1 protein-coding gene and 1 pseudogene are annotated in these 19933 nt (G+C 70.0%); both read right to left on the bottom strand.

From position 1 onward, the window contains the following. Nucleotides 1-92: 92 nt before the first annotated feature. Nucleotides 93-19646, bottom strand: coding sequence for a hypothetical protein (locus tag FHS79_RS17155; RefSeq protein WP_184202844.1), 19554 nt, complete (start codon nt 19644-19646; stop codon nt 93-95). After that, a pseudogene (locus tag FHS79_RS17150) lies at nt 19643-19933 on the bottom strand (ShlB/FhaC/HecB family hemolysin secretion/activation protein); the annotation flags it as partial. The pseudogene FHS79_RS17150 and the gene FHS79_RS17155, both read right to left, overlap by 4 nt.

Raw genomic sequence — 19933 nt, 5'->3', positions numbered from 1 at the left:
GAAACTGTCCAAAGCCTTCAACCCGCGCGGCGCCGCTGCCGAAGGAGAAGACAGCGCAAGCGCCAGAAACGCCGCCGTGGAGAAAAAGCGGATCACCACGATACCTCCGGTTCAAGCGCCTGCGGCTCGTTGGTGCGGAAGTCCTGGGAGCCGCCACCGCCCGGCCCATCGACCGTGCTGCCCGGTGTGCCGTTGCTGCCGGGGGCCGCCACGGACCCGTTGCTCTCGGGAGTCAGCCGCCCGCCGCCGATCAACGCCCGCCCGGCTCCGACGAACTGGCCGATATTGCCCACCCCGGTCATCGGTTCGTTGATCAGCTGCGGCCGAGTCAATTCGCGGTCGCCCAGCAGTTGCTGCTGGCGCACTTCGGGCGTCGGGTCGGTCGCAGCGCCGGCGACCGCGCGCTCGATCTGCTCTTCCTCCTCGTCGCTCATGATCGCCTGCACCTGCGTGCCGATCGGCTCGATCGCCGGCGCCAAAGTTTCGAGCGCCTGCAGGCACTGTGTGCCGAACACACAGGCATTGACTGTCGAGCCGCCGCCGAAGCCACCGCCCTGCGTCCGGAAGGTGACCGTCTCGAGCACGAATTCCTTGGTGATCGGCAGCCCGGCGGCATCGCGCGCCTGGCCATTGATCACCACCGTCGCAACGCCATCGCCGGTGCTCGTGACGATCAGGCCGCCGGTCCCTGCATCGAAGCCGCTCGGCACCAGCGCAAAGCCGGTGCCGCGATCGGTGTTCTGCACCAAGAAGGCGTTGCTCACGGTCACGTCAATGGTGCCGCCGATCAATTCATGGCGGTTCGGCACTTCGGCGGCCGGTGCACCATTCAGCCGGTCGTTGCGGCCGGCAAAATTGATGTCGGCGACCAGATCGGTGACGAGCGCTGCATCGCCGACGAAGATGTTGCGCGCCTCCAGGCTGAGCAGGCCCCCGGGCACGTCGCCTGCCAGCACGGCCAGCTGTCCACCAGCATCCGAAATCACCCGGATTTCGTTTGCCACCAGCCGCAGAATGTCCTCGCTGCCGGCGGAATTGATGATTGCCGCACCCACAACCTCGATCGGTCGGCCGGAATCGACCGAAAAGCTCGACCCGGTGAGGTTGGGATTGGTGCCGGCACTGCCCACCAGTGTGAAATCATCGATGCGCAGCACGCCCGCGCCGGTGCTGGGCGCCGACACGCTGATGTCGGCAGCGCGCAGCCGGGTCATCTCCGATGCATCGAGCGACCAGCCAGGAGAGGGCATGCCACCGATCTGCCGGGCGGTGGCGGCGGGATCGATGATGAACGCAATCCGCCTCGTCGATGCGGTGCCGAAGCCCGCGGCAATGTCGATGGCAGCCGATTGCACCTGCAGGTCGTCACCGCTCACGGCACCGGCAAAGCGCGCGCCGCCGCCAGCCTCGACCCGCAGGCTGCCGACCGCCAGCATGGCAGCGGCGGTGAAACCACCGCTCGTCACAACGCGAAGGCCGTTCGCAGCAACCGCACCCCCCAGTGTCAAATCGCCCCCGGCCACCACATTGGCATCGCCAGCAGCGCCGATCGCACCCGTAGTCACGGTGCCGGCTGCCAGCACTTCGAGCGAGCCGGTGCCAGCCGCCAGGCTGCCGCTGCTGATGTCACCGCCCGAAACAAGGATGAGGCCGTTTGCAGCAAGGTTCCCGGTCCGAAGACCAGTGTCACCACGCAAGCCCAGCACGCCCGCCGCGTCGATGTTCCCCACCGTCAACTGCCCGCCGAGCGCTGCAATATCGAGCCGAACGGCCTCGCTGACGAGATTGCCGAGCACCACATTGCCCGCAGCACTGAGTGTCACGCCGGCCTTGCCATCGACAGCATCCGCTTCGACGTCCTCGCCCGATTCGATCTCGATCATGCCGTTCGAGCGCACGGCACCGGCAATGCGCATGATGCCGCCGCTCCGCAGCGACACGCCGGCAAGCCCGGTGATGCTCGATGCGGCGAGCGACAGCCCGGCGTCAATTGCCACCAGCGCCGGCGTCGTCACCAGGCCAAGGTCCATCGCGCCGACCGCGTTCAACCGCACATCACCCCCGGCAGCGATATCGCCGGCGAGCAGGTCGGCTCCCGAGGCAACACTGATGCCGCCGCCCGCCACAAGGTCGCCGAGATCAAGGTCAGCGCCTGACAGCAGAATGAGGCCGCCCACGCTATCGACATCCCCGATGGCGAGCGACGTGCCGGCAGTCGCCGTCAGCGCGCCACCATCCACATCTCCAACCCGTATTGCGCCGTCGGCGCTCAACTGCACGTCCCCGCCCGCCAGCAGCGCGCCGGTGCGCAAGCCACCCGCACCGGCCGCCAGCGTCACTGTCGTGCCGGCGGTGGCGGTCTCGATTCCCACGCCGTTGCCGATGATCCCGAGCGCGCCCGAAGCCTGGATATCGGCGGCAGTGACCATGCCGCCCGCCGTCAGCGATACGTCTGCGCCGCTGATGCGCGCGACCGACATGTCCCCGGTCGCGGCGAGATTCGCTCGACCACCGGCGGTGATATCGTCGGTCATGATCGTTGCCGCGGCGATCTCCACCCCGCCCATGCCCGACACGCCGGCGAGCGTGATCGCACCATCGGACACGAGCGTGATCGTGCCGCCTGCCACAAGTGCATCCGCCACGATCGCGCCGGTGCCGCCGCCGAGCACAAGGTCGCTGCCGGCCGTTACGCCGGCGAGGGACAAGCCGCTTGCTGCAAGATCGACCGTGCCGCTCACAGTGATCGCGCCGGAAACCAGCACGCCGCCCGCAACCGCATTCAGGTCCGTGGCGGCAACAGAGGCGATGGCGATATCGCCAGTGGCGTCGAGCAGCACAGTTCCCGCAATGTCGAGGCTGCCGAACGTGATCGCGCCGCCGCCGCTGGCGGTCAGGCTGCCGCCCGCGATCTCGGCCGTGCCGATCGCCCCATCCGCAGTCAGCGCCACGGCGCCGGAGGCGACCAGCGCTGCGGTTGCCAGGTCGCCCGAGCCGGCCGCCAGCGTCAAAGCGGAGCCCGTGGTGACGCCCTGCGCCTGCAGTCCATTGGCTGTCAGCGAAACGGCAGCGGCTCCGCCGACAGTGTCGACGATGAGCATCCCACCTGCAGCAACGGTCATGGCGCCGCCCGCGTCCACATTGCCGAGCGTCATGTCGCTCGCCGAAGCAAGGTCGGCGATCCCGCCAGCCAGAATGTCCCCGGCGGTCAGCGCGCCATCCTGCGATGCGATGACGATCCCGCCACCCGCCCCGGCAGCACCGAGCAGGATATTGCCATTGGCCCGAATGCCGATATCGCCTGCCGCCTCGATGCCCCCGATGCCGATGTCGCCGCCAGCACTTGCGGTCAGGTTGCGCCCGCCGATGCTTGTCACTGCGATGCGTGTCCCTGCGGCCAGCAGCACATCGGTGCCAGCGGTCAGCGCTTCGGCGGTCAGGCTGCCGCTGGTCGCAGTCAATGTCAGGCTCGTGCCGGCGCCAAGATCGCCCAGGGGAAGGCTCTCCCCGGCCAGGTTGATTGCACCATCGGTGTCGAGCGCGCCGGTCTGCAGCGCGCCGCCCGCAGTGGCTGTCAGATCGCCGGCGGTGATCGCCCCGGTGTCGATGGCGCCGCCGGCTTCGAGATAGGCAAGCCCGGCGACGATGATCGTCACGGCGTCGATTGACGCACCGGCGCGCGCATCGAGGCTGCCGCCGTCCACATCCGCCACAGCCATCGACCCGTCCGCGGTGAGCGTGATCGCGCCCCCGACGGCCAGGCCGGCAGCGACAAGGTTGCCGTTGCCGGCAGCCAAGGCCAGGCTGGTTCCGGCGGTCACGCCTTGCAATGCAAGCCCGTTGCCAGCCAGAGCGACTGCGCCCGCCGCATCAACAGTTCCGGCCGTGATCACCCCGCCAGCGCTGGCGGTGATATCGGCTCCAGCAAGGCTGGTCACGACAATCGCCCCGCCGGCATCCAGCGTGAGTGCGGCACCGGCATCCACCCCGCCCGCACCGATGCCGGCGGCGCCTCCATCCAGCTTGATGCTCGTTCCGGCTTCAAGGTCGCCAAGGTCGAGACCCTGGCCCGCAAGATCGATCGCATTTGCAGCCGCAATACCTCCGGTGCGGAGCCCTGCGCCTGCAGCAGCAGTCACATCGCGCGCACTGATCGCGCCCGCGGTGATCGCGCCGTCGGCAGACAAATCGGCTGCCGCACCAGCGTCGATCATGCCCGTGACGAGATCGCCGCTGCCGGCGGCAATCGTCAAGCCGGAGCCGGCACGGATGTCCTGCGCCATGAGGCCGTTGGCGCTCAGGCTGGCGGCACCCACCGTCTCCACCATGCCGTAGACTGCAGCACCTCCTGCGGTCGCGGTCATGGCATCACTCGTGACGTCACCCGCAACCAGCGCGCCGCCCGCCGCCAGCATCACACTGGCAGCGGTCGTCACGCTGCCGACCTGCAAGGCACTTGCGGCTGTCAACGCAATGCCGCTGCCCGATCCGATGTCGCCGATCGCCAGTGCGCCACCAAATGCCGAGACAGTGGCCGAGCCCTCGGCCGTCACGTCACCCAGCGCCACCGCCCCAAGCGACACGATGGCGAGGTCGCCAGCCGCACTCGTCGCGCCCGCTTCGATGTCCCCGGTCGCAGTGGCGGCGATGTCGCCGCCGGTGATCCTCGCCACGGCAATCGCACCATTGGCGAGCAGCTGCACGGCACCGCCGGCGTCCAGCGCGCCCGCCGCAATCTCTCCGGCACCGGCCGAAAGCGACAGCGTCGTCCCGGCGCTCACCGCGCCCAGATCGATGCCGTTGCCGCTCAGCTGGATCAGGCCGTCGGCCGCGATGTCGCCGCTGGAGATACTGCCACCGCTGGTGACAAACAGGCTGCCGCCAGAAAACGCTGTAAATGAAGTGCTGCCGCCCGCCGCGAGCGTGGTGATACCGCCTGCGGTGAGCGCGCCCGCAAGAAGATTGCCCGCCCTGGCATCGACAGCGAGGTTGGTCACCGCCGTCACGTCCTCGACCGAGATGTCGAAGCCACTCAGAGATATCGCGCTGGCGCTCGTCACGTCGAACGCGGCCAGGCTGCCAGCAGCGGCAATCGAGACGTTGCTGCCGCCCACATCGCCTGCCGAGATCGCGCCGCCGCTGCCAACCAGCACGGTACCGCCAGCCTGCAAATCGCCCAGCGTCGCACTGTTGCCGGCGGTGAGCACCAGGTCGCCCTCTGCCGTGATCGGTCCGCTGCTCACCTGCAATCCGCCGAGCAGCGCGTCGCCACCGCTTGTCAACGCACCCATCAGCAGGTCGCCGCCCGCGTTGATGCTCGCCGACGCAGCGGCCACATCCCCGAAGACGATTCCCCCGGCTGCATTCACGATGAGCGCGCCGGGTGTGGCGATATTGCCTGCTTCGATCCGCCCGGCCAGCGCTTCAAGGCGCAGCAGGCTGGCGCCGACCGCAAGATCGCCGAGCAGCAGGTCGGTCCCGGCAGTGAGCCGGAGTTCGGCCGGGGTGGTGATGGCGCCCGCAATGAGCACGCCCCCCGAGCTGATGCTGATGTCGGCAGCCGACACGAGCGCGCCCAGCGTCACCGCAGCGTCACCGTCGACGATGATTCCCGCCGCGCCGTCAAGCCCGCCCGTCAGCACGGCACCGCCAGCGCCGATATCGATCGTTCCTCCGGTCACATTGCCCGCCGTCAGCGCGCCGAGCGCCCGCAACGTCACCGCCGCCGGGCTCGCCACATCTCCCAACTCAATGGTCACGGCATCGACCGAAACAGCGCCGCCGGCGGCGATACCGGCAATCGCTGCCAGCCCCAACGCGTCGGCGGATACGGCGCCCCCGGCGGTGAGCACCCCGGCGCCCAGCGAGCCACCCGAAGACAGAAGGATGGTGGTGCCCGCACCCACTGCGCCGATATCGACGCCGTCCCCGCCGCCGATGCTCACACTGCCATCGGCCTGCACCGCACCGGCTGCCGCCACGCCAGCGGTCGTGAGCTGCACGCTGGCACCGCCCGAAACATCGGCGAGCGCCAGCCCGAAGCCACCGCTTGCCACAAGGCTGCCGCCGGCGATCAAGCCACCGCTGCTCTCGATGACCCCACCCGCCGAAAGCAGCAGCCCACCACCGGCATCCACGCCCGCCAGCGCCTGGGACAGCGCAGCCGTGATCGACACATCGCCTGTTGCCACGATCGACCCGGCCGTCACGCTCGCAGCAGACAGGATCGTCAGGTCATCGCCGGCAACGGTGGCGCCGCTGATGCTGACACCGAGGCCAGACAGCGTGGCGGAACCGCCGGCGTCGAGCGCTTCCAGCTGCACCGCACCGCCGGCCGTGAGCGTCACGGCAGCTCCGCCGGCCACTGGCCCGGCAGTCAGGGCCGCATCGGTGATGACGCCCAGTGCGCCACCGGCCGCCAGCCCGCCGGCGGCCAGCGAATGGCCCCGGATGCCAAGCATGCCCCCGGCATTCACTGCACCGAGCGACATGGTGCCGGCGTTCGCATCGGCCAAGCCAGCCGTCAGCATCACATCGCCACCCGCGGCCACATCGCCGAGTGCTGCTGCGAGGCCGGCCGCCACTGCAAGCGATTCGGCGGCGGTCACATTGCCTGCCAGCAGGCCCGCCGCACTTTCCAGAACGATGTTGCCGGCAGCGACATCACCGGTCTCGAGCCGGCCCCCGGCTGCACGCAGCGTCAGTTGTGCAGCGCTGGTCAACACATCGCCGAGCAGCAGGTCAGCCGCCGATTCGAGCAGGATGGCCCCAGGCGTTGATACGTCGCCTGCGCTGATGCCACCGCCGGAGAACACGCTGATGGAGCCCGCCGCGGTCAGCGCGCCGAGCGCAACCGGCCCCGCCGACGCGCTGACGAAGATGGTGCTCCCCGTCAGGGCGGCGGTGGTAATCGCTCCCTCGGCAGTCAATGCCAGCGTCCCGTCCGCCATGATCGAGCCAGCGGCGATCGACGCGCCGGTCAGTGCCAGCGACGGTGCGCTGACATCGAGGTCACCAACTTGCAGCACCCCCGGCGCCTGGAGCTCCACCGTGCTTCCGGCCGTGATCGCGCCGAGGCTGAACGGCCCGGCGGCTGTCAGCAGCACCCCGGCCAGCGCATCGAGGCGCCCGGTTGTAATGCCGCCCGGCGTGGTCATGACCACCGTGTCGGCCATGATGTCACCGGTGACGATGTCGCTCGCTTCGACCTGCAGCGCAGCAGCGGTCACATCGCCCAGCACCGCGTTGCCGCCCGAGCCGATCGTCACGCTGCCAGGCGCGGTGAGGCCGGCCAGATCGATATCGCCGCCTGCGGTGACGGCTATGCCCACGCCGGAGACGCTGCCCGCGTTCAGGAGACCGGTGGCAATCCCCGAAAGCGCATCGAGGGTGACAACGCCCCCGGCCGTGACCGTGCCAAGCGTCAGGTCATTGCCGCTCACCGCGATATCACCGGCACTGGCGAGATCACCGCCCAGCACACCAAGGCCGGCGGCCAGTGTCAGCCCGCCATCGGCCTGCAGGATCAGCCCGGAGAAAACAATGTCCGTCCCTGCCGTGGCGCTGAGCGTGCCCGAGGTTGCCACGCTCTCGGCAAATGCGATCCCGCCGCCGGAGGTGAGCACGACATCGCCGCCATCGCCGATTGCGCCGAGCACCAGATTGTCGGCGGCGGTGATGGTGGTGGTTCCCGCCACATCGAGCCGCATGCGATTGTCGACCAGCCCGGCATCGATCAGCAAATCGCCCGCCACCCGCACCGTCCCCGGTGCGGCGGCCGGGATGCCCTCGGCACCGGGCAACAGGCGCGCCACCGCGATGGTCAGGTCGCCACCCACCACGATGTCCCCGCGCGACATTGCCAGGGTGGCATCGCCACTGCTGTCGATCGTCGCATCGCCGGCGACGGTGATGGTGCCATCCGAGCCGCCCAGAATGCTGAGTTCCGCGGGTTTGCCGCCCGCGGCCGGCAGCGCGCCGGTCGCCATGGCGGAAATCGCCAGCGTACCGACACTGATCGTGGCGGCATCGGCGCGCACCGTGGCGCGTCCTGCCAAGGCAATGGCGTCGTTCAGCGACGACGCACCGGCGATGCCATCGGCTGCCAGCACCACGTCACTCGCGCTGATGAAGCGGCTTGCCCCGCCAGCCGCTGTCGATGCAAGCATGACGATTCCCGCCGCGCCGCCCTCGGCGCTGCCCCCCGTCGCCGTGCTGTCCCCGGCATCACCGCCGATTGCCGTTGCCGAAAGCGCAATCGACTGAACAGAAATCGTGCCACCCGCTCCACCTGCGGTCGCCGTGCCGCCAAGCGCATTGCCGCCGGTGCCGCCAATACCGAAGCCGACGCCATAGCCCGCTCCGCCAGCACCGCCGATACCATCGGCCAACCCTTCGACCACGCCGAAGCCCAGCGAGCCTTCGTTCGGGGCCACATTCCCGAGATTGCCGATGAAGCTGCGGCCGCCGCTGCCTTGGCCGCCATTGCCGCCGTTGGTGCCGAAGCCGCCTTCGCCACCATAACCGCGTGCATCCTGCAGCACATTGCCAAGCAGCATCGTGCCCGCCGCCGATGCGCCTGCCACCTCGGCGCTGCCGCCCGTCCCGCTGCCACCGCTGGCGCCATTGCCGCCCGGCGCGCCGCCATTGCCGCCGCGCCCCACCACATTCTGCTGCAAGTTCCCGACGTTGATCGTGCCACCTGCATCGGCGCCAAAGCCGACCGAAGACATGCCCCCGCGCCCTGTGCCGCCGATGCCGCCGAACCCGAAGCCTCCCATGCCTTCAGCCCGCAACACCAGGTCGCCGCCACTCACCGAAACACCGCTTGCCGCATCGAGCACGCGAATCGATGCCGTGCCCCCAAGAGCGCCACCGCCGTTGAACGCGTCCCCGCCGGCCGCGTTGGCAGACAGCGTCAGCCCACCAGCGAACTCGATATCGGCACCCAGCCCGGACACGGTTGCGAAGCCACCGGTCGCAGCACCGCCCGTCCCGGTCGAGAAGCTGCCGTTGCCGCCCGTCGCAGAGGCTTCGAAGGTGGCGCTGCCCTCGATGCGGACCAGTCCACCGACGCCTGCCGCCTCGATCGAGGACTGGCCACCATTGGCGATGCCGCCATCGCCGGTGCTCGAACTTCCGCCAAAGGCGCTGCCCTGGGCGAAGAAACTGCTCCGCAGCAGTAGTGTGCCGCCGCCTGTGGAAAGCGCGGCACCTCCCCCTTGGGCGCTGCCACCGACGCCGGAATTGCCCGGTCCTGCGAGGGTGGATGATACGAGGGTCACGCCGCCATCTATGGTCACATTGCCGGTGCCGGTGCCGATGCTGCCCGAGCGTCCCGTGGCGCTGCCGCCATCGCCCGATGCCTCGGCACCGCTGTCGAAGACCACGCCGCCGGTCACGAGGATCGTGCCCGTGCCGCCCTGGAGCGAGATTCCGGCGCCGGTGGCGCTGCCGCCGCGGGCGCGGCCATCGATCAGGAGATCGCCATCGATCGTCAGCACGCCGGCGCCGATGGCCTCCACCAGAATCTCGCTGCTGCCGCTGGCCAGGCCATCGGTCACGCCGGCGCGGCGGCCGCCCGTCGTCGAGGCATTGATGATCAGCCCCGCCAGTGTCGCGTCGCCACCGAACGACATGCGCACGCCGCCACCCTGCGCCGCCCCGCCAGCGCCATCGGTGGCGTTACCGCCAGAGCTGCGAACATCGAGCGCAAGCCCGTCGGCATTGCCGATCACGATATCACCCGCACTCGCCACGAACACCGTGCCGCCGCGGCCCAGCCCGCCGGCACTTCCCGCCACGCTGGCGCTGCCGCCCTGTCCGGAAAGTGCGACCGTCAATGTACCGATGCCGAGGCTGCCGGGCCCGGAAGTGGTGAAGACGCCCGATCCGGGACTCAGTTCGGCGCCCGAGATGCGCAGCGTGCCGCCGCTGCCGATGCCGCCATTCGCACCATTGCTGCCCGCTTGCAGCCCGCTGCCACCGGCGCCTGCCGACCCGGCTGCGAACAGATTGAGCGTGGCGAAGTCGAGCACATGGCCGGCACCGCCCACGGCATTGCTGCCGAGGATATGCACAGCGCCGCCGGCACCATCGCCGCCGCGCCCGGCCGTGGTGCCATCGCTGCCGCCGGTGCCGCCGAACCCATCGGCGATGATGAGGCTGGAACCTGCCACCGCGACCCTGCCGCCCGGCGCACTCGCCTGCAGCGTGATGCTGCCCCCGGCGCCGCTGCCACCATCGCCGAGCAGTGCGGAACTGCCGACGCCATTGGCATCGATGATCAGCGTTCCCGCATCGATGATTCCCGCCACCGCACCGAAGACGGCGTTGCCGCCGATCGCGCTATGGGCACGGCCATCGATGCCCTGCGCGCGGACGAGCAGATAGGCCTCGCCGCCAATCGCGATACTGCCGTCGTTGCTGATGACCGACGTGCTGCCTGCCTGCAGCAGATTGCCCGGAGTCACATTGGCACTGTCGTCCCGCGCATCCGCCCTGAGCGCGAGGTTGCCGCCCACCAGCAGCGTGCCGCCGCTATCTGCCGACACCGCGGCACTGCCGCCGACCGCAGCACCGCCAAGCCCGCTGGCCACCAGCAGCATGTCGCCACCGAAATCGATCAGACCGCCACCACTGCCAAACCCGAGCGAAACCGAGCCACCACGCCCCTGGCCGGCCAGCCCGGGCGATTCACCTGCTCCCGATCCTTGCACATTCGCCGAAAGGCCTGACGCCGTCAGCGTGCCGCCATCGGCCTGCACCACGATGGTGCCGCCAGTGCCGGCGCCATTCTGCTCGATCGCCGCACCGCCCAGACCCCGGGCATCGAGCGCGACGGAATCAGCGATAGCCACCGCCGCCACCCCGGCAAACAGGCTGGCGCTGCCGCCAAGGCCATCGCCGCCGGCATCGGTCGTTCCCGCGAGGCCGACAGCCCCGTCAGGACCATCAGTGCCATTGCCCGCGTCGCCAGCGCCACCCTGTCCGCCGGCGCCGCCTTCACCCGCTGCACCGCCGGCCGGTGCGAAGCCGCCGGTGCCGGACGCCAGCGCCGTGAGCGTTGCAAGTTCGATCCGCCCCTGTGGGTCGGTGCCGAGCGCGTTCACGCTGCCCATGGTTGCAATGCCGCCGGTGCCGGTGCCGCCGCGCCCGCTCTGTCCGCCGCTTCCACCAGCGCCGCCTTCACCGCCGGCACCGCCCACGGTGAGGAAGCTCGTTCCGCCTGTCCCGCCGCTGCCCCCGGTGCCGCCCTGGCCACCCTGACCGCCTGCACCGCCCTCGGCTTCAACATCCTGCAAAAGCGCTGCGGCCTCGATCAGCCCAGCGGGCAAGGGCGCATCGAGCACCAGCGTGGCGCTCCCACCCAGCGCCGTGCCACCAATGCCGCCGAGACCGCCAGCCCCGCCGCCGCCGCCCATCCCGCCGCCACTCCCCGTCGGGCCATTAGCGCCGCCTAAGCCGGCCGATCCCGTCAGGCCAACGCCGCCGCTGCCGCCGCGGCCCGCGCGCGCCCCGGCCAACTGGGTGATGTCGCTGGTGACGAGCGTTCCGCCACCGCTCACCCTTGCCAGCACCTGGCCACCTGCGGCATTGCCGCCTGCCGCACCGGTCGCACCATCGCGGCTGCTGCCGCCGTCGCCGCCAAGGCCGCGCGCATCCTGCAGAATCGACAGCGCCGTCAGGTTGCCCGACGCGCCCACCGATATGCCGATGCTGCCGCCGCTGCCATTGCCGCCGGCACTGCCCTGGGCACTGAATGCGCCACCCGGAAGGGCGCTGCCACCATTGCCGCCGGTGGCAGCGGCATTGATGACGAGCGCTTCCGAAACATCGAACGTCGCGGCAGCGCCTTGCCCGATCGCGATGGTCACGGTGCTGCCGCTGGCGTTGCCACCGGCAAATTCTGGCTGAGCAGTCAGCGGGTTGTCGGCGGCATCGGCAGCAACCGCATCGGCGGAAAGCAACAGGCTGCCGAACGAGGCAGCGCTCGCCGCTGTCGCGCCCAGCGAAACCGAAATGCTGCCCGCCGCAGCACTGCCGCCGCCATAGCCGGGAACGCCGCCGACGCCGCGCGCCGACAACAGGGCAGGGCCGGGAACAACCAGCGACCCGCCATCGACGGTCAACGATACACTGCCCTGGCCGAGCGCCTCACCGGCAAACTGGTTGACCGTGTTCCCGGCGATACTGTCGGCAAGCAATTCCAGCCCACCGGCAAGCGTCAGGCTGGCACCGGTGCCGCCGATCAGCAGCGCCGCGCGGCCCCCGGTCACGCGGGCGCTCAGCCCGATTTCGCTGTCCATCGCGATGGCGCTGCTGTCGATTTGCAGCGCGTCCGCCGAAACCGTGCCATCACCCGAGATCGCCAGCTCGGCATCGCCGCCCGTCGCAAAGCCGACCCTTGCGGAACTGCTGAAAAGGCCGGGTATCGCCTCGCCGCCTTGCGCGCCGGTATCCAGATCGATCAGGCGCGCAATGTTCGCCGAGCCGCCGCTGATCCGCAACTGTGCGGTGCCGCCCCGCACATCGCCGCCCTCGCCGCCAAGCCCCGCGCGCCCATCGGCCTGCAGGAGGCTGCCGCCCGGCGTCTGCAGGCTTCCGGCGGTGACGTCGAGCAGCACGTTGCCGCCGCTGGCGTCCCCGTTGAGGCGGCTGCCGGTTTCCACGCCGCCGATTCCGCTGCCGGTCGTCACCCCGCCGGCCTGCGCTGAGGCTGCGAGCCAGAGCGAGTCCGCGCTCTCGCTGCCCAGCGTCAACGCGCCCGCCCGGATCTCCAGCCGCACGTCGCCGCCGCGCGCAATGCCGCCATTGCCGTCCAGGCCGCCGGCACCGGCACCGCCACCAGTGCCCCCCGTTGCCGCCGCATCTATCCGCAGCCGGCTGGTCTGCAGCGCGCTGCCCGGCAGATCCCGTCCCAGCAGCACTTCGGCGGTGCCGCTCCCGCTGTCGCCGCCATGGCCGCCGGCCCCGCCGGCCACGCCATCGGTCGTCGTCGTCCCGCCGTCGCCGCCGATCGACTGCGCATAAATGGCGACCGTGCCGGCCGAAACCGAACCATTCGAGGCCAGGCTGCCGATCCGCAACTGCGCCTGCCCACCCCGGCCAGCACCCCCGGCGCCGGCCACGCTATCGCCGCCGGCCGCATCGCCGCCGCTGCCCGCCAGCCCCGACGCCTCGACCAGAAGATCACCATCGACAGCAAGCGCACCTTCGGTCACATCGACCATGGCACTCCCACCAACGCCGTCGCCACCCTGCTGCATCCCGATGCCGCCCTGCGCCGATCCAAGTGGCCGGCTGAAGCCGGTTGCAGCCATCAGCAAATCGCCGGAAAGAATGATCTCACCGCCGCCGCCGTCGATCGTGACGCTCGCCTGCCCGCCGGCACCGGTCCCCGCAACGCCGGTACCGAAGCCTTCGACACCCTGGCCCGAGGCATCGATGCGAACATTGTCCGCAGTCAGGCTGCCCGAGCCGACAAGCAGCGCTGCCGTGCCGCCCTGGCCTGTGCCGAACACGGCGGTGGTACCGCTGCTGCCGACCCCGGACGCCGACAGCGTCAGGTCCCGGCCGAACACCGCCGATGAATTGCCGAGGTCGAACTGCGCCAGCCCTCCGATGCCATTCGTTCCGTCCCCGCTGTTGCCAAGCCCGGCAAGCCCGCGCGCCGAAACATCGACGCCGCCCGGCGCCAGCAGCACCGAATCGCGCAACACGATCGACACCGAGCCACCGGCAGCAGCGCCACTGCGGGCGCCGATCAACGCATCGGGATTGCCTTCGATACTGCCGCCAAAGGCATCGGCATCGACGAGCATGCTCGGCCCCTCGATGGGCAGGAATGCAATGCCGGTCCCGGCAAGATCGACCGTGACCGTGCCGCCCTGCGCACTGCCACCATCACCATCGCGATTGGCAGCGCCGCCGGCCGGGCCACCCAGGCCACCGAACGCCGTTGCGCGCATCTGCAACTGCCGCAGATCGAGCGTGCTTCCAGCGCCCCCCACCCCGGTCGTGAAGGTGATCGCGCCGCCAAGGGCATTGCCGCCATCGCCGCCATCTTCGTCGGCCGCTCCGCCATCGCCGTTGCCGCCACGGCCCGACGAATCGAGAAGTGCCGATTGCGCAACCACCCGGCCCGCGCCGGCATCGCCCAGCGTGAAATTGATCGACCCGCCGGCACCGTCGACCACGCCCGAGCCCGATGCCAGCAGATCCAGGACGCCGCCGATGGTCAGGTCGCCATCGCCGCCCACGCCGAGCGTGACGATGCCGCCAAGGGCATTGCCCCCGCCAAGCGCGCCGCGACTTGCCTCTGCCTCGGCCGACAAGCTCAGGTCCTGGTCGATCGACGCAGTCCCGCCCTGCATCGAGAAGCGCGCGGTACCGCCCGTTGCACTCGCGCCAAAGCCATCCGCCCCGAAAGCACCTGAGCCATTTGCCGAGATATCGACCGTGTCGAAGTCGCCCAGGTCGAGGCTGCTCGCACTCGTCACGACTTCGGCCAGGCCACCAGCCGCGAGCCCAAGCCCGCCAAGGCCGCCACCCGCAGAGCCGTCAGCGCGCAGGTTCAGGCCGAAAGCGCTTTCAAAAAGGCTATCGATGACACTCACCCGTGCCGTGCCACCCTGGCCGATGCTGCCTACGCCAAGCCCGGCAAGCCCGCCAAAGCCACTGGCGAGGATTTCGACCCTGTCGGCCTCCTCGAGCGTCGCATTGCCCGACAGGAGCAGTTCGGCAGTGCCGCCGGTGCCATTGCCGGCGCGGGCCCCGGCAAAGCTGAAATCGGCTTCGCCGGTGTTATGGCCAAACCCGCCGGCGCTCAGCTGCAACGTGCTGTCCAGAGACATGGAGGCGCCGTCGATGATGCTCAGCCGCGCCGTGCCGCCACGCCCATCGCCGCCGCGCCCGATAACGCCCGATTCCGTGTCGCCCGGACGACCCCCGAAGCCATCGGCAATGATATATGCCCCGGACGATGGCTCGAAGCTGGTATTGCTCCCGGTCACGAGCACGGTTGCGGTGCCTCCCGTGCCATCGCCGCCGCGACCGGTGTCTCCCGAGGAACCGCTGCCGCCCCTGCCGCCACTGCCCGTCGCAAACATGTCCAGCGAGTTGATGTCGAAGCGCCCGAGCGTCGCGTTGCCGACGGTGAGATTGGCAGTGCCGCCCAGTGCGTCGCCACCGGCCGCGCCCACGCCCAGACCGTCCCCGCCGCTGGCGCTGACATCGATGGTCGCCGAACTCGCCTCGGCTTCCACGATCAGCAGATTGGCCACGCCACCCTGCGCCTGCCCCGCGACGTTTTCGCCGCTGCCACCGGTCGCGGTGGCGCTGATGACCAGCGAACTGGCGGACATCGCGAGCACACCGCCTTCGACCGTCACCGTCCCGCCCTGCGCATGTCCACCCTGCGCGGCAAAGCCATAGCCGGACGCATCGGCTGTCAGCGCGCTCGGGCTTGAAGACGAGAGCAGCCCGCCATCGATCGACAGTTCGACCATGCCGCCGAATCCGCCACCCGCCGCCACGCCGAGCGACTGCGAGCCGCCGCCCGTGCCATTGGCACCGAGAGCGATGCCCACCACAAAAATCTGGCCCGTCCCGAGACGCAGCCTTGCAGTGCCACCCACACCGATGCTGCCGTCGCCCAGGCTGCCGTTGCCGCCGATACCGAAGCTGTCGAGCCTGAGCAGACCCGATGTCGCAATCGCACCAGTGCCGATATCGATTTCTGCAAGCCCGCCCTGCGCGCTGCCCGCCGACGGCGCGCCCACCGGCAGGCCGAAGTCGAATATGCTGCCCCCGAAAGCGCCGGAAAGCAACGTGAGCCCGCCAGCCACCGACACCAGCCCGGCGTCACCCACCAATCGCGCGATGCCGCCCGTGGCATTGCCGGCCCCGAAGGCGCCGCCGCCTCCCGATGCCGTTGCAGACATCAGCAACTCGCCCGTGTCGCCAAGGCCCACGTCAAGCGCGCCATTGCCGAGCAGCACTTCCGCAACGCCGCCAGTACCGCTGCCGCCGGTGCCGGCTTCCCCGGCACCGGTGCCGATGCCCGTCGCCAACAACGCCACGGCACCATTCGCCTGGACAATCCCGGAACCGAGCGTGATCCGCGCGGTGCCGCCCATACCGTCCCCGCCCGTGCAGGTCGAAGTGCTGCCGCCGCGTCCCTCCGCGCTCAGCAGCAGCGTGTTCGCCGCCACGCTGCCTTCGCCCCCGGCCACATCGGCACGCGGACCGATGATGATCGCCGCCGTTCCGCCTCGCCCGTCTCCAGCCAGGCCGCGGCTGCCAGCGCCGCCGATCGCATCGGCACGCAGTTCGATCGCCGCTGCCACCACCGAGCCGCGCGCCGTCACATCGTCGGGATGCGCCCCCACGATCACCCGTGCGCCGGTGCCGAGCAGCGAGGCATCGGCAAGCCCACCAGAGCCCGCGCCGAAATCCCGGTTTTCCCCGCCATTGCCGCCCTCGCCGCCTTCGGCACCGGCAGTCACCAGCAAAGTCTCCGCCTTGAGCTCGCCGGCCACGGCAGACACCGTGGCTGTGCCGGCAACACCATCGCCGCCGCTGCCGCCAAGCCCGCCGCTGCCGGCGGAAAGCCCATCGCCACCAGCACTGCCACCCCGGCCGAACCCGCGCGCGCGCAGCGTCGCCCCACCCACGGTCACCAGCCCCTCGAACAGCGGCTGCACCGGCCCGGCCACCAGCCCGAAATCGATGGTGCCGCCAATGCCGTCGCCGCCATTGCCGCCGTCGCCGCCGCCCGACCCTTCATCGATGCCGCCAGCACCGCTGAACCCGCCAAAGCCTGCGGCATCGAGGTTCACATTCGTGGCAAGAAGGATGCCGCTGTCCGCCTGGCTCTCAAGGCGGATGATCCCACCTTCGCCATCGCCACCGTCGCCACCGTTCAGCCCGGGCGCCCCTGAAAGCCCCGAGCCGCCGATTCCCTGCACCGTGAGGTCCACCACGCCCAGCTCGAGTTCGCCGGCACTGCCGGCAAACACCGTCGCGCTGCCGCCACGACCCGCACCACCGCGCTGCGCGCCATTGCCGCCCGAGCCCAATACAAACAGCAGCGTGCCATCGGTGAGGATCCGGCCGCCCGATTCGGCGCGCAGCGTGATGCTGCCGCCCACGCCGTCCCCACCCGTCTGGCTCGTGGCTTCCTGGTAACCCCCGCCACCGATACCTGATGCAAACAGCTGCAGATCATCGACATCGAGCACCATCCCGGCAACCATGTCGAGCATGATCGTGCCGCCCAGGCCGGTGCCACCGGTCAGGATGCTGCCGCCGCCGAATCCCTCGGCTTCGGCCCTCAGCGATCCGGCCTCGAAGCGGTTGGCGGTGGAACTGCCCTGCGGCATCTGCACGATGCCACCGGTGCCGGTGCCGCCGGTGCCATCGCTGGCCCCGCCGCCAAAGCCATTGGCGAGAATGGTCCAGCTGCCCGATGTCAGGACTTCGCCCTCATCGAGCACCACTTCGCTGGTGCCGCCGCTTGCAGTGCCGCCACTGCCGGCCCCGCCACCGTTCAGCTGCACGCCACCGATGCCGGTGGCATCGAGCGTCACGGTGCTGGCAGACTCGCCCTGCAGCGCCGCGCGCTGCAACAGCACGCGTGCCACGCCGCCAGTGCCACTGCCGCCGCTCGCGCCTTGCGTGCCCGAGCCACCGATCCCGCGCGCCGAAATCCTGAGGGTGTCGAGTGTCAGCGAGTTGTCGTCGATCCGCAGCAGCGCCTCGCCGCCGAGCCCGGCCCCGCCCAGCAGATTGCCGCCAAAGCCGTCGGCATCGAGTATCGCTGCCCCTGCCACGCTGATGCCACCGCCTGCATCCAGCTGGACGATACTGCGGCCGCCGGTTCCGTCAGCGCCGCTTCCGCCACTGCCCCCACTGCCCCCACTGCCCTGCGCTTCGATCCGCAAGTTCGCGCCGAATTGCAGTGTGCCGCCCGCCAGGGTCCGCGCAGAGGCTTCGCCGCCGCTGCCGCTGCCGCTCGTGCCAGCGGCGGCATTGCCGCCCGTCGCCGACGCCAGCACGGCGGCATTGCCGGTGACATCGATGCGGCTGGACGCGCCCACGGCATTGAAGCCGCTGGCCGGCCCGCCACCGCCCTGCGCCGAGCCTCCGCTGCCCCCGCCACTGGCGCCGCCCAGCGCTCGCATGTCGAGCGTTGCATCACCGCCAATCGTGATGGCATCACCATTGACCGTGCGGATGCCGGCATTGCCGCCCGTCGCATTGCCGCCCGCGCCGCCGGACGCATCGCCGCCGATGGCAACAGCGCTGATCACGACATTGCCACCGATCGCGATCCCGCCGTTCGATGCGCGCAGTGTCGCATTCCCGGCAGTCCGGTCGGCGCCGTCGAGGGCGCCAAGGTACCCGGCATCGGCCGAAAGGATCAGGTCGCCGCCGATGTCGATGCCATAGCCGCCCTGGGTCGCAAGCAGGGCGCCTTCATCGCCCTGCAGCGCAAGACGGCCGGCAAAGTCGATCGGACCATCGAGGGAAACCGCCTGCGCCGTGCCCGAAGCGCGGCCGGTCAGCGCCGAGCTGCCAGATGCCCAGTCGAGCGTGATCGAGCCTGTGGCGCCGCCCGATGGCGTATCGGCAAACTTCACGCCGGCGGCACCATTGGTCGCCTCGGTGATGTCGTAGCCGGCGGAAAGCACGATGGCGTTGCCCTCGACATTGGCGGCGCCGGCAATATCGAAGCCGAGCCCGGCACCGCCGGTGATCGCCATCGTCACCGCGTCGTTCTTGGGCACGGCCACAAAGTACATGCGATGCGGCGTGCCGGTGCTGGCAGCACCCTGCACATCGCCGCCCAGCGTCATGGCATTGGCCACCGACGTGCCGCTGTCGATGGCGATGTCGAACAAGCCGCCCGCCATGGTGAAGCGCGCACTCTCGGCCGCCACCAGCGCCGAAGAGCCGTTGACGTTGATCAGCGCACCCTGCGACGTGTCGATCTGCGGTGCCATCAGCACCACATAGCTGTCCGCGTTGGTGGCGTTGATCTGGCTGCCGAATTCCATGCGGATCCGCGCCGTGCTGTTCGCACTGCCAACCAGCTCGAATTTGCCATCGTCGAGGAAGTTGCCGGTGCCGTCCACCACCGGGTCGGAGGTCGTCAGCACAAGGCTGCCCATATTGAAGCTGCTGCCGCCACCCAGCACGATGCCACCCGGCGCATAGAACCACACGCCGTTGCCCGCACCGCTGTTGACCGTGCCGCTGAACGAGATCGGCCGACCGGGATCGACCGGGATGATGCGATTCAGCACGGTAAAGCCGCTGCCGACGAAATTGGCCGTGGTGCCGCCGTTCATGAAGTTGATCGTGCCGCCGCCGATATTCTCGTCGGTCGGCTGCCAGTTGATGATGCCGCGCGCCGCATCGACCGTGATCGTGTCCAAACCCGCCACGCTGCGATCGATCGAGATCCCCGGTGTCACCAGCGTCGGCGTGCCCAGGAAAGCCTGTGCCATCAGCGGCGCATCGAGCAGGCCGCCCGGCACTGCCGCCAGCCCCGCAGCCATGGCGAGCCGCGAGACCGACCGCGAGACCGAGCCGGCACCGCCGCCTGCCACGCCCTCGGCACTGGCGAGCCGCATCATCATGACCGCCCGCCCCATGGCAGCAACCGTGTCGTCAGCGTGAGCAGGAACCTTACATCGCCGGCCTGTGTGGGCCCGGCGGTGCGGGTGGGGAAAGCAAGCGCCATGTCGAGCCGCGCCCTGTCCCCCCAATTGGTGCGCACGCCCGCCCCCAGCGACCCGATGGCACGCGGGTCACCCCCGGCGGGAGCAAAGCGGTTCCACACCCAGCCCGCATCGGCAAAGACATAGGGCTCGGCCACCAGCTGGTGCTTCGCCGAGAGGATCTGCCCGGGGAACGCCACCTCGGT

Origin of the sequence: Polymorphobacter multimanifer, assembly GCF_014205635.1 — a bacterium.
Classification (GTDB): domain Bacteria; phylum Pseudomonadota; class Alphaproteobacteria; order Sphingomonadales; family Sphingomonadaceae; genus Sandarakinorhabdus; species Sandarakinorhabdus multimanifer.
Note: the sequence above shows the minus strand (reverse complement) of the source record. Positions and strands in the feature narration are given on the sequence as shown.

What these genes read in the sequence shown, in the direction of transcription:
- FHS79_RS17155 (WP_184202844.1), bottom strand. Translation starts at nt 19,646, where the DNA reads ATGATGATGCGGCTCGCCAGTGCCGAGGGCGTGGCAGGCGGCGGTGCC.